Origin of the sequence: Kitasatospora sp. CB02891 (genome assembly GCF_002803145.1) — a bacterium.
GTDB lineage: Bacteria > Actinomycetota > Actinomycetes > Streptomycetales > Streptomycetaceae > Kitasatospora > Kitasatospora griseola.
Window position 1 is genome coordinate 886,809 of sequence record NZ_NNBO01000001.1, and the last position, 12,717, is coordinate 899,525.

Consider the following 12,717-nt stretch of genomic DNA (forward strand, 5'->3'; position numbering starts at 1 on the left):
CCCCCGGGCTGCACACGGATGAACGAAGGCCCGGCGCCCGGGTTGCGGGGCCGGGCCGACATTCACCCGTTGAAGTGATCAAGCGAACAGCTGATCGGCATCTCTCACGCTCGACTGCTTCTCATATTTCCTGGATGTCCGGATTTCCTCTCGGATCACGGGTGAGCCGGTCTCAGGCCAGGTCGATGAACCGGTCCAGCACCCGGACGCCGAACTGCAGGCCGTCCACCGGCACCCGCTCGTCCACGCCGTGGAACATGCCGGCGAAGTCCAGCTCGGGCGGCAGCTGGAGCGGTGCGAAGCCGAAGCAGCGGATGCCCAGGTCCTGGAAGGACTTCGCGTCGGTGCCGCCGGACAGGCAGTACGGGACGGCCCGGGCGATCGGGTCCTCGGCGCGCAGCGCGGTCTGCATGGCCTCGACCAGCGGGCCGTCGAAGCTGGTCTCCAGTGCCTTGTCGTAGTGCAGGCTCTCCCGCTTCACGCGGGGGCCGAGCACGCTGTCCAGCTCGGCCAGGAACTCCTCCTCGTAGCCGGGCAGGAAGCGGCCGTCCACGTGCGCGGTGGCCTGGCCGGGGATCACGTTCACCTTGTAGCCGGCGCCGAGCATGGTGGGCTGGGCGGTGTTGCGCAGGGTGGTGCCGATCATCTTGGCGATGCCGCCGAGCACCCGGAGCGTCTCGTCCATGTCCTCCGGGTCGAGCCGGACGCCGAGGGCGTCGGAGAGCTCGTCCAGGAACGCCCGGACGGTCTTGGTGATCCGCAGCGGGAACTGGTGCCGGCCGAGCCGGGCCACCGCCTCGCACAGTTCGGTGATCGCGTTGTCGTTGTTCTCCATCGAGCCGTGGCCGGCCCGGCCCTCGACGGTCAGGCGCATCCAGTGCATGCCCTTCTCCGCCGTCTCGATCAGGTACAGCCGGGCCTGGTCGTTGACGGTGAAGGAGAAGCCGCCGACCTCGCCGATCGCCTCGGTGACGCCCTCGAACAGCTCGGGGTGACGGTCCACCAGGAACCGGGCGCCGTAGGTGCCGCCGGCCTCTTCGTCGGCGAGGAACGCCAGCACCAGGTCGCGCGGGGGCTTGCGGCCGGTGCGCAGCCGGTCGCGGACCACCGCGAGGGTCATCGCGTCCATGTCCTTCATGTCGACCGCGCCGCGGCCCCACACGCAGCCGTCGGTGATCTCGCCGGAGAACGGGTGCACCGTCCAGTCGTCGGCGTTGGCCGGCACCACGTCGGTGTGGCCGTGGATCAGCAGGCCGGGCCGGGAGCGGTCCTCGCCCTCGATCCGGACCACGGTGGAGGCCCGGCCCTTCGCCGACTCGAAGATCTGCGGTTCCAGCCCGAACTCGGCGAGCTGCTCGGCGACGTACTCGGCCGCCTTCCGCTCCCCCGGGCCCGACCCGTCACCGTAGTTGCTGGTGTCGATCCGGATCAGGTCACGGCAGATCTCGGCGACCTCCGACTCGGCCGTCACCGCGCGCTCGCTGCCCACACTCATCGCTCCCACCTAGTCTCGGCCCGCCCGGCGCGGCTGCGGCCCGCGCCGCCCCGACCCGGCCGGGAGCCGCGGGCGCCATTCCGCCATCCTCCCCCAGCACCCGCCCGGCCCCAAGGGCGCACCCGTCCGCACTTCCCGGTTTCGAAGCCCCGAACCACCCCGCCGCCCCCGGTTTTGGGTCTACCAGGCGATCTTTGCTACTGTTGTCCATGTCAGCGCGGGGGAACACCCCGCAAAGACAACACCCCGTCCGGGTGGCGGAATGGCAGACGCGCTAGCTTGAGGTGCTAGTGCCCTTTATCGGGCGTGGGGGTTCAAGTCCCCCCTCGGACACCATCGGAAGGCCCCAGCTCAGCTGGGGCCTTCTGCGTTTTCCGACAGTCGCACGACCAGCCGGCGAACGGCACCGCACACGCTCGCTGTCAGTCCTGGGCCTTGCCCGGTGGCGGGGTGGGAGCCGGCACTCCGACAGTCACCGGTCCGTCGATGCGCATCGCCGCGACCGACCCGGCGCCCGTCGCGTTGATGGTCACGGGGCCGCCGACCGCGATGCCGTCGCCGCTCGCCGACACGCCGGCGGAGCGCTCGGCGCTCTGCACCACCTGCACAGCCGCGAGGAGCGCAGCGGCGAACTGCGGATCCTGCTCCGCCCTGTCGTTGAGGCTCAGTGCGAGCCACTGCCGGGTGTTGGCGGAGAGGACCGCGGTCTCGGCCCCGGCCTCCGCGACGGCTTTGGTCAGAGCCGGATCCTGTCCGAGCTTGGTGGTGACCAGGTCGTGGACGCGGTCCATCCCGGTCTCCAGCACGCGGTCGACCTCGCCGTCCGCCCGGCCCGCGACCAGCCGCGCCTTGCGCACTGCCCACGCGAACACGTACCCCACCGCGATCTCCACACCCGGAACCACGAGACCCCCTCGAAGCAGACCCGACCACGTGCAGCAGACCGTACCCCCGATCGGTCGGCTCCACCGCGATATCGGCCATCCTGTCGGGCGTTCGAGCGCCAGGCCGGGCCCGGGCAGCCCTGACGGCATTCAACTCGCGTTGTGCGGTGGGCGGTTGGGCGCTCCCGTGGCCGCCGGGGAGCAGCTGGGGTCGCGGGGCGGCCGAGCCACCGTGGCCAGGTCTCCTCGCGCCCGGCGCCGCGCCGTTCCCCGCACGGTGGAGCCCCTTCGGGGAATCCGCCGTTCCGGCCCGGCGGCGACCCCGCCCCCGCTACTGTCTGACCCACTGTCAGGACGCTTCGGGGGGTGGTCCGGTGGCGGACATCGAGCTGGTGGTCGGGTACGTGGTGGCACGGATGTCGGGCGTCGTCGACCCCGGTCCGAGCGAGGCGGTGTCCCGTCTGCACGAACTGGTTCACGGCCGACTCGACGGGGCTCCCGCGTGGGAGCGGGCCGTGCGGGACGCTGCCGGAGCGGAACCGCTCCCGAACGGCACCCGGATGCGGCTGGTGATCGCACTGAAGAACGCCGTCGCGGAGGACCCGGAGTTCGCCCAGGAGTTGACGGCGCTGGCGGCTCGACTCGGCACCGCTCCGCCGCAAGTACGCCCCGGGACCACCCCACCGGAACCGCAGCCCGCCGCCGCCGCCGTGCGGACGCCGCGTTCCGGCCCGGCAGCGCCGCCCACCGCGAACCGGCCGGAACCGCAGGGCGGCACTCCGCCGCCGCCCCCGGCTTCGGGGCAAGTGATTTTCGCCGCCGACCGCAGCGTGGCGGTGGGTGAACTACGAGGAGACCTCAACTACACCCTCCAGGAGGCGGCACCGGGCCCGGTCGAGTGGCCACTGGCGATCGGCCGGCCGCCCACGCCGGAGCCGTTCGCCCTGTCCCGCGACGAGGTCGGGAAGGAGTTGGCGAAGGCCCTGACCGCACACCGTTCGGTGCTGCTCAGCGGGCCGGGCGGGGTCGGCAAATCGCACTTGGCGGCGGCGCACGCGCTCCGGGCCACGGCCGACGGGACGGCCCTGCTGGTGTTGTGGGCGGACGCCACCGACGGGACGTCACTCGCCACCTCGTTCGCGCATGCCGCGTGGAAAGTGCTGCCCCGGCGGAAGCCGACCGGCCTGGAGGCCGACGCCGAGGCGTTCCTGGAGTGGTTCCGCACCCCGGGCCCGTCCGCGCTGGTGGTGCTGGACAACCTGTCCGATCCGACGCTGCTCGCCCGCCTACTGCCGTACAGCACCGCCGACGACCGTCGGGTCGTGATCACCACCCGGCTGCGCGGGTCGTCCACCAGGTCGAAGGTGGGCGCCGTCGTCAAGGTCGAGCCGTTCACCCCGGCGGAGTCGCTGACGTTCCTGCGCGGACGGCTGGGTGCCTCGGAGCACCAGGAACCGGCGGGCGAGGAGCACGGCGGCACGCTGGCCGAGCTCGCCGCGGAGCTGGAGCACCTGCCGCTGGCGCTCGGATGTGCGGCGACGGCGCTGGCCGAGGAAGGCCGGCCGGTCGCCGATTACCTCGATCGGCTGCGGCAACGCGCCGCCGGCCTGGACGACATGCTGCTCCCGGACCCGACCAGTGGCGCCCCTGCGGTGACCGCCGCGCTGCTGCTCTCGCTGGACGCCGCCGGCTGCCGCCGGCCGACCGGCGCGGCCGAACCGGCGATGCGGCTGGCCGGCTGCTTCGAGCCGACCGGGCATCCGGAGCGGTGGTGGCAGGCGGCGCCGGTGCGGGAGTTGTTGCTCGGCCAGGGCGCCGAGGACTTCGGCGGGGTGAGCGGGCAGGGGGTCGGCATGATGGCCGTGCGGAGGCTGCACGAGTACAGACTGCTGACCCACGACCGGAGGGCCGAGCCCCGGGCGGTGCAGCTTCCCGCACTGACCGCGTGGGCCTCCCGGGAGACCACGCCTCCGCACCTGCGGGCCGCGCAGCTCGCCTGCGCAGCCACCTCCGTGGTCGGCCCGTGGCCCGAATTCGACTACACGGACCCCGACTTGGAGGAGGTTCTGCGGGCCAACGCGGGCGCCCTGCGGCGTCACTTCGGCAACCGGCTGTACGAGGTCCCGGACGGCCCCGCGCTGCTCACCCGCCTGGCCCGCAGCATGGCCTCCGCGGGTCTGCTCCGCGCGGCGGAGCAGCTGTGGAAGGAACACACCGCCGCCTGTCGGGACGTACTCGGGCCGGACGCGCCGGACACGGTCGAGGCCTGTTACTGGCAGGCCGAGACGGTGATCGCCGTCGGCCGGCCGGAAGAGGGCCTGGCCCTCGCCGAGGCGGCCGCCGAGCGTGCACTGCGTACCGCGGGCCCCGACTCGGAGGCCCATCTGCAGGCCCGGCTGATCGCGGTCCGGGCAGTGGCCGCGACCGGGCAGTACGGTGCTGCCGCCGAGCTTTCGGCCGAGCTGGTCGACGCGGCGGCGGCCGCCCTCGGCCCGGCGCACAAGGTCGCATTGGCGGCCCGGTTGGCGGCGGCCGAGGTGGAGCAGCTGAACGGACGCCCGGAGGCGGCCGCCGCGCACGAGCAGGCGGTCCTGGACCAGGCGGGCGCTCCCGCGTTGCGGTCCGCGGCGGGCGAGCTGCAGGTCGAGCAGTCGGTGCTGATCACCCGGTTCACGCTGACCGGTGATGCCCGCGCCGCCCACGTCGCGGCGTCGCGGCTGCTGAAGCGCCGCGAGCACCTGCACGGCGCCGACCACCCGGTGGTCGCCGTCGCCCGGACCGCCGTGGCGGGCGCCGCGTTCGGCTGCGGCCGGTACGAGGAGAGCCTGGCGCAGGCGACCCGCGCCGCCGAGGCGCTGTCCGCCGCGGTCGGCGACCGGCATCAGCTGCAGCTGGAGGCGAGGACCGTCTCCGCCCTCGCACTGGTCGCGCTCGGCCGTCCGGCCGACGCGGTCACGGTTGCTGCCGCAGCCCACGCGGACGCCGTCGCCGACACCGGTACCGACGGCGTCGCCGTCGGCCACCTGCATCCGGCGGCGCTGGACTGCGCCGCCACCCTCGCCACCGCACTGGTCGCGGCGGGGCGCCACGTCGAGGCGGTGCCGCTGCAGGAACACGTCCTTCGGGCGCGTACCGCTCAACTGGGGGCGACGCATCCCGCGACCCTGGCCGCCCTCGCCGACCTCGCCGCGTCGCGCCGGCTCGAAAACCGCCTCGACGAAGCCGAGCGGATGCTGTGCGAGACGCGCGACGCGATCGTGGCGCAGCGCGGCGTGGAGCATCCGCAGGCACTGACAGCACGTCACAACCTCGCGCTGATCCGGTCCGCGCAGGGCCGGGACGCGGAGGCGGCGGCGGAGGTCGCGGAGGTGGTGCGGCTGCGGTCGGAACTGCTGGGCGCCACCCATCCGCACACCCTGACCTCACGTCAGAGCCTGGCGTTCATGTGGTCCCGCACCGGTCGGATGCTCGACTGCCTGACCGAGACCTCGGCCGTCCGGGCCGCCCAGACCGCCGCACTCGGGCCGAACCACCCGAGCACGCTGAACAGCCGCAACAACGAGGCGCTCGCGTTGCACGGCTGCGGGCGCACCGAGGAGGCCGTCGAGGCGCTGCGGGCCGTCGCCGCGGACGCGGCCGACGCGCTCGGCCCGAACCATCCGGCCGCGCTGACAGCCCGGTCGAACCGGACGTCCCTGCTGTCGAAGCTCGGTCGGCACGAGGACGCCCTCGATCAGGCCCGGGGCCTGGTGGAGCAGGCCGCGACGCTCGGCGGGCCGACCGACCAGCTGGTGCTGATGCTGCGCACCGGGCTGGCCCGGGCACTGTACGAGGCGGGCCTGGCGGACGAGTCGCTCGCCGAGCACGAGCGGCTGCTGGCCGATGTCGAGGCGGCGTTCGGCCCTGACCATCCGCGGGTGCTGACCGCCCGCAGCGACCTGGGCAACGCGCTGGTCCAGGCGGGCCGACTCGACCGAGCGGTGGAGACGGCCGGCGCGACTCTGGACGCCACGATCAGGCGCTACACCGAGGACCATCCGGAGAGTCTCACGGCGGCCGTCAACTTCGGCGCGGCGCTGCACGCGGCCGGGCGGTTGGGGCAGGCGGCGATGGTGACCGAGGCGATCGCGGAAGCCACCGCCCGGGTGCACGGGCCGCTCGCACCGGCCACCCTGCTGGCCCGGAGCAACCTGGCGGTCGCGCTGAGCGGGATCGGCCGCACCGCCGAGGCGATCACGCTCGGACGGGAGGTCCTGCGGCACTGCACCGAGCTGCTCGGCGAGCGGCACCCGGGAACCATCAGCGCCGGGTCCAACCTCGCCGCGGCCCTGCACCAGGCGGGCGAGTTCACCGAGGCTCTGGAGGTCGGCGGGTCGGTGGTCGCCGCCGCCGAGGAGGTGCTCGGCCACGAACACCCGCAGACCCTGGGCGCCGTGCTCAACCAGGCCGTGTACCTGTGGGCCGCCGACCGCCGGCCGGAGGCCGTCGAGCTGGAGCGGCACGTCCTGGGCCTGCGGGTGCGCGCACTCGGCCCCGGGCATCCCGACACCTGGCTGGCCCGCAACAACCTGGCGCACAGTCTGTCCGCGCGTGGCGACCGGGCGGCGGCCGCGGAGCTGCACGGTCTGAACGCCGAACTCGCCGCCGAACTGCACGGCCCCGACCACGTGTTCGTCCTGGACAGCCGCTGCCACCGGGCGCGGGCGCTGGGGTCGGCCGGTCAGACCGCCGAGACGCTGACCGAGCTCGCCGCAGTGGTCGCGCGCGCCGACGCGCTCGAAATGGAGCCGGCAAGCCGTTCGAACTACCGGCTGCAGTACGCCCTCGCGCTGGACGAGGCCGGTCGGGTCGCCGACGCGCTGGAGCTGATGCGCGAGGTCGCGGCGGAACTCGCCGCACGGATCGGTGCCGAGGCACGGAAGACCCTCACCGTACGGTCCAACATCGCCTTCTTCCTGGGCAAGCTCGGCCGTCCCGACGAGGCCCTGGCGCTCCAGCGGGAGCTGCTGGAGATCCACGAACGGCTGCACGGGCCCGAGCACCCCGACAGCCTGGCCGCGCGGGCGAGCCTCGCGGCGGTCACCTTCCAGGCCGGCCGGTTCGCGGACGCCGCCGCGCTGCTGGCGCCCGTCCGAGCCGTGCGGCTGGCCGCGCTCGGGCCCGATGATCCGCAGGTGCTGACGCTGACCGCCAACCTCGCCGCGACGCGCTCGCGGGCCGGGTTCGCCGAGGAGGCGATCGAACTGGAGGCGGACGTCCTGGCGCGGCGGGCGCAACTGTTGGGGGCGCGGCATCCGGAGACCTTGTGGGCCCGGTCCAACCTGGCGGCCAGCTGCCGCCGGGCCGGACGTACCGCGGAGGCCGTCAGGCACGCCCGGCAGGCTCACCTGGACGCGCTGGAGGCTTTCGGCGCCGACCACCCCACCACGCGGCAGGTCGCCGTCGGCCTGGCCGACGCCCTGCGCTCCGACGGCCGGGCCGCGGAGGCCGCCGTGCTCGCCGAGGCGGAGTGGTCGACCGCGCTGGCCGAGGGAGCGGCGGGCGGCCCGACCGCTGTCCAGGCCTGCACCGTGCTGGCGCGGGCGGCCCACGCCGAGGGCCGCCCCGACCGGGTCGTCGCACTCGTCGCGCCCGCCCTCGCCGCCGCAGCGGACGGCCTGGGCCTCGACCACCCCGACGTCCTCCTGCTCCGTCACCTCTCCGCCCTCGCCACCGGGTCCGCGACGGAGGTCGGCGAGGTCCTGGCCGCACTCGCCGCCGCTCTCGGCGACCGGCACCCGTCGTACCTGGAGGCGGTCCGGCTGGGCGGCGCGGGCTGAACCGGCCCCGGGCCGGGTGGGGCCGGCCCGGGGGGCTGGTGGGGGGTCAGGAGACGTTGAGGGTGATGTCGTCGAGGACGAAGGAGGTCTGCTTGGTGTAGTCCTCGGCGCCGGTGAACTTCAGGGTGACGGTCTGGCCGGCGTAGGCGGCGAGGTTGAAGGTGCGCTGCTGGTAGCCGGCGGCGGCGTTGACGTTGGAGTAGGTGGCCAGGGTGGTGCCGTTGGCCGCGACGGTGAGGGTGTCGAAGACGGTGGTGGTGGAGGAGGCGCTGTCGATGTGCAGCCAGAAGCTCAGGTTGTAGGTGGAGCAGCCGGTCGGCAGGGTGACGGTCTGGGCGAGGGTGTCGGTGTTGGTGGCGCCGTAGCCGTCGAGCCAGACGTCGTAGGTGCCGCTGTGGGCGGGCTCACTGGTGCTGCTGTTGATGGTGCTGGCGCCGCCGCTGTTGGTCTCGGTCCAGCCGGAGGTGGAGCCGGTCTCGAAGCCCGGGTTGGTGATCAGCTGGGCGGGGGTGCAGGTGGTGCCGCCGCTCGCGGCGACCGTCCAGGTGAAGGTGGCGGTGGCGGACGGCCCGGTGGAGTCGGTCGCGGTGACGGTCACCGTGGAGGTGCCGGCGGTGGTGGGCGTGCCGCTGATCAGGCCGGTGGCCGGGTTGACGGTCAGTCCGGCGGGCAGGCCGGTGGCGGCGTAGCCGAGGGTGCCGCCGGCGGTGTCGGTGGCGGACAGCTGGAGGCTGGTCGCGGTGCCGACGGTCGCGGTGCGGGCGCCCGGGTTGGTGAGGGTGACCGAGCCGGTGTTGCCGGTGGAGCCGCTGCCCTGGGCGAGCCACGCGGTGGCGTTGAGGGCGAGCGCGGCGTCGGTGCCGGCCGGGTCGTTCCAGCCGTTGTACAGGGTGTTGCCGCTCTGGCCGGTGCCGTCGTCGATCGGGGAGGAGTCGCCCCAGATCGCCACCCGGCCCTTGCCGAAGGTGGAGGTGGCGAACGCCGCGCCGGTGTTGCCGCTGTAACCGGTGCGGTAGACCAGGCCCTTGACGTTCGGGTTGTCGGCCGGCTTGAGGGTGAAGGTGGTGCCGTTGCGGATGATCGAGCCGGTGACGGTGCCGAACGGCCCGTTGATCACCGGGTCGGTGGTGGAGGAGATCGCCCGCGGGTTGTCGGTGGTGATGTTCAGCAGGTCGACGGAGAACCCGAACGGGTCGTTGTTGTTGACGCCGTTGCTGGTCAGCAGGTCGTTGATGATGGCCGGGGAGTCCCAGCCGTCGTTGTTGCGGTCGCTCTGGGTGTGGTCGGAGATCAGGAACAGGCCGCCGCCGTTCTGGACGAACGTCATCACGGCGGTCTTCTCGGCCGCGCTGAGGCGGATGTTGGGCTCGGGGATCACGAACTCGTCGAAGTTGGCGAGGTCGAGCGCGCCGCCGGTGCCGTAGGTGATGGTGTTGCCGGCGGGCAGCGTCTTCAGGCTGTAGTTGCCGGTCTTCTGCAGGGCCACGCCCCAGGCCGAGAGGGCGCCGGTCCAGCTGGTCTCGGTGGTCGGGTTCGCGTTCTGCGCCAGCGGGTCGGGCTGGCTGGTGGAGATGATCCAGTCCGCGTTGCCCGCGGTCTCCGCCTTGGTGTTGTCGAACAGCACCCGCTTCGGGGTGGCGGCGGCGGCCGCGGCGGCGGTCTTGGGGGTGGCGGCGGTGGCGTGCTGCGGGACGGCGCTCGCACCCGCTGCGGCCACCAGCGCGGCGGCGGCGAGGGCCAGCGGGCGGGCGGCCTTCCACGTTCTGATCATCTGTCAATCTCCTTGGACCACGAGAACCATGGGGTGCGCTACGCGCGTAGGCGGGCACACGCTGCCATGGTGGGGTAATCGGAGCTTGAACGGAACATGTCGATCTCACGCTGTCCGCAATCACCCGGTTCGTCCCGGCGTGACAGTGATCACGTGGCGATCGGGACAGCCGTGTGCCCGGAACGCCAGGTGGGGACGGCGTTCCGGGCACGGGAGGTGACGGCGCTCGCGCCAGTGCGGTGACGGCGCGTCAGGCGGCGTCAGGCGATCTCGGCGGGCTCCGCGGCGAGCAGCGCCGGGACGGGGCGCGGGCGGCTCTCGGCGTCGATGGCGACGAAGGTGAGCCGGCCGGTGGCGACCTGGGTGACGGGGCCGGCGGCGTTCCAGCGCTCGGCGGTGACGGTGACGTGGACGGTCATCGAGGTGCGGCCGGCCCGTTCGAGTTCGGCGTGCGCGGTGAGCAGGTCGCCGGCCCGGACGGGGGCCAGGAAGGCCATGCCGTCCACCGCGGCGGTGACGGCCGGGCCTTCGGCGTGCCGGGCGGCGGCCGCGCCCGCGGCGTCGTCGATGAGCTTCATCACCACGCCGCCGTGGATGGTGCCGTAGAGGTTGGTGTCGTGCTCGCTCATGATGTGCGCGAGGGTGACCTGGGACGCCTGGACGGGCTTGGCGGCGGCCGTCACGGCTACGACGGTCTGGTCTGCCACGGGAACTCTCCTTCGCGAGTTGCGGCTCGGACGGTCCGCGGCGCCGGTGGGCGCTGCGGGCGGCGGCAGGTCTTCGGACTCGCGGGCATCTCCCGTGGAGGGCCTGTCTACTGGCCGTCGCTTCCCGGGCCGGTCGGGCCCAGTGCGTGTGACGGCGGTCGTTCCCGCTCACCGCTGCGAGGCAGTCCTGGACTCGCACCAGGTTCCCTCTTGCGACGCGCCCGCCCTGGCTCGGACGGGGGCGAACCGCTGCCCGACCAGCCTATATCCCCGTTCGAGGTGCTCCCGACGGCGGTGGCGGTCAGCCCGCCGGGCGGTGCCACGGGGCGTCGGCGCGGGTCGGGGCCGGGTCGGCGGTCAGGCGCAGCGCGTAGGTGTCGGCGTCGTCGTCGGTGTCGTCGGTGTCGTCGGCGACGGGGCCCAGGTAGTCGTGGCCGGTGAGGTGGCACCAGGCGGGGAGGTCGAGCGGGGCGGCGGGGTCGGTGGCGCGGACGTGCACCAGGGTGCCGGCGGGGGCGTCCGCGATGGCGGCGCGCAGGCGCAGCAGCAGGGTGACGCAGAGCAGTCCGCGGCCGTCGAAGGTGATCGCGGGTTCCTGACGGTTCGTCATCGCCGGCCCCGGGCGGCCGCGGTGGCGAGGGCGGGGAGGATCAGCAGGGCGAGCAGGCCGCCGCCGAGCGCGAGGACGGGGTAGCCCGCCAGGTCGACGACGGCGCCGGAGGCGAGGCCGCCGGTGGCGCCGGCGATGGCGATGGCGACGTCGACGCCGCCCTGGGTCTTGGCGCGGGTGGCGAGCGGGACGGCGTCGGTGAGGATCGCGGTGCCGGAGACCAGGCCGAAGTTCCAGCCGAGGCCGAGCAGGACGAGCGCGAGGGCGAGCAGCGGGACGGAGTGCGCGGGGGCGGCGGCGGCGAGCAGGCCGGCCACGAGCAGGGTGAGTCCGGCGGCGGCGCCGACGGCGAGCGGGCCGTGCCGGTCGACCAGGCGTCCGGTGAGCGGGGAGGGCAGGTACATCGCGGCGACGTGCAGGGCGATGACGAGTCCGGAGGCGGCGGTGCCCTGTCCGGCGTCGTGCATGTGGACGGGCGTCATGGTCATCACGCCGACCATGACCACCTGGGTGACCACCATCACCTGGGCGCCGAGCAGGACGCGGTTGCGGGTGCGGGCGGTCGACGCGGCGGCGGCCGCGGGGTCGTCGGCCGGGGCCTGCTCCGTCGGGGCCGCGGCGGCGCGGGCGAGCAGCAGCGGGTCGGGGTGCAGCCGGGTGGCGAGGACGACCGCGGCGGCGGCGTAGGCCAGGCCGGCCAGCAGGAACGGTCCGGCGAGGCGCGGCAGGTGGACGGCGTGCGCGAGGGCGCCGGTGGGGGCGGCCAGGTTGGGGCCGAGGACGCCGCCGAGGGTGGTGGCGACCAGCACGGTGGAGATCGCCCGGGCCCGGTGGCCGGGGGCGGCGAGGTCGGCCCCGGCGTAGCGGGCCTGGAGGTTGGTGGCGGTGCCGGCGCCGTAGACGAACAGGGCGAGGAACAGCAGGACGGGGCTGTCGAGCGCGGCGGCGGCGATCACGCCGACGCTGCCGACGGCGCCGGTGGCGTAGCCGACGGCCAGTCCGGGGCGGCGGCCGCGGGCGGCGGATATTCGGCTCACCACGATCGCGGCGAGCGCGCTGCCGGCGGTGAACAGCGCACTGGGCAGCCCGGCCAGTCCGGTGCTGCCCAGCATGTCCTGGGCGAGCAGCGCCCCGACGGTGATCCCGGCGGCCAGCCCCGCGCCGCTGAGGATCTGGGAGGTGACCAGCACGCCCAGGATGTGCCGCTGAACGGCGGGGTCGGCAGCGAGTTCGGCGGGTGGCGGCGCGGCGACGCCGGCGCTGGTCTCGGACTTCACGGCTCTCCTCTATTCTCCAATGTTTCGTGGAATACCTTAACCGCCCGCTGTCCCGACGGAACCCGTCCCGACCGCCCCATTCCGCCCCCGACCGGCCTGCCGGGCCCGCCGACCGAGCGCCGGGCGCACGTGTCGGGAGCGGTAGCGCCGGCGG

General features: G+C 74.1%; 7 protein-coding genes, 1 tRNA gene and 1 riboswitch. Of the genes, 2 read left to right on the forward strand and 6 right to left on the reverse strand.

Annotated features, from left to right (window positions below; genetic code table 11):
* Positions 1-172: 172 nt before the first annotated feature.
* Positions 173-1,495: a M20/M25/M40 family metallo-hydrolase gene (locus CG736_RS04225; protein ID WP_043911451.1), complete on the reverse strand. Its 1,323-nt coding sequence runs from the start codon at positions 1,493-1,495 to the stop codon at positions 173-175.
* 248 nt (positions 1,496-1,743) lie between these two features.
* Between CG736_RS04225 and CG736_RS04230 the strand changes: the two genes are divergently transcribed.
* A tRNA-Leu gene (locus CG736_RS04230) sits at positions 1,744-1,831 on the forward strand.
* Positions 1,832-1,917: 86 nt separating this feature from the next.
* Here the strand turns inward: CG736_RS04230 and CG736_RS04235 are convergent.
* The gene (locus CG736_RS04235) at positions 1,918-2,400 is read right to left on the reverse strand and encodes a chromosome partitioning protein (protein ID WP_157815404.1); all 483 of its coding nucleotides are present in this window, start codon (positions 2,398-2,400) and stop codon (positions 1,918-1,920) included.
* A gap of 353 nt (positions 2,401-2,753) precedes the next feature.
* Here CG736_RS04235 and CG736_RS04240 point away from each other — a divergent pair, with 353 nt between their 5' ends.
* Positions 2,754-8,198, forward strand: a complete 5,445-nt coding sequence (locus CG736_RS04240) for a tetratricopeptide repeat protein (protein WP_100584742.1) — start codon at positions 2,754-2,756, stop codon at positions 8,196-8,198.
* A gap of 46 nt (positions 8,199-8,244) precedes the next feature.
* Here CG736_RS04240 and CG736_RS04245 read toward each other — a convergent pair whose 3' ends face one another.
* The 4 genes from CG736_RS04245 to CG736_RS04260 form a co-directional block, all read right to left on the reverse strand.
* Entirely contained in the window at positions 8,245-9,969 is a 1,725-nt protein-coding gene (locus CG736_RS04245; protein WP_100584743.1) for a putative Ig domain-containing protein, read from the reverse strand.
* Positions 9,970-10,229: 260 nt separating this feature from the next.
* Complete coding sequence (locus tag CG736_RS04250; protein WP_232733771.1) at positions 10,230-10,676, reverse strand: acyl-CoA thioesterase; 447 nt, start codon at positions 10,674-10,676, stop codon at positions 10,230-10,232.
* 67 nt (positions 10,677-10,743) lie between these two features.
* Positions 10,744-10,888, reverse strand: a riboswitch (cobalamin riboswitch).
* A gap of 89 nt (positions 10,889-10,977) precedes the next feature.
* Positions 10,978-11,286, reverse strand: a complete 309-nt coding sequence (locus CG736_RS04255; protein WP_100584744.1) for a sulfurtransferase TusA family protein — start codon at positions 11,284-11,286, stop codon at positions 10,978-10,980.
* A complete protein-coding gene (locus CG736_RS04260; protein WP_100584745.1) occupies positions 11,283-12,563 on the reverse strand; it encodes an MFS transporter in 1,281 nt (426 codons plus the stop codon). Before CG736_RS04260 ends, CG736_RS04255 begins: the two co-directional genes overlap by 4 nt.
* Positions 12,564-12,717 lie beyond the last annotated feature (154 nt).

Excerpts from the sequence above, each read along its gene's own strand:
- CG736_RS04225 (WP_043911451.1), bottom strand. The coding sequence starts at position 1,495 with ATGAGTGTGGGCAGCGAGCGCGCGGTGACGGCCGAGTCGGAGGTCGCC.
- CG736_RS04245 (WP_100584743.1), bottom strand. The coding sequence starts at position 9,969 with ATGATCAGAACGTGGAAGGCCGCCCGCCCGCTGGCCCTCGCCGCCGCC.
- CG736_RS04255 (WP_100584744.1), bottom strand. The coding sequence starts at position 11,286 with ATGACGAACCGTCAGGAACCCGCGATCACCTTCGACGGCCGCGGACTG.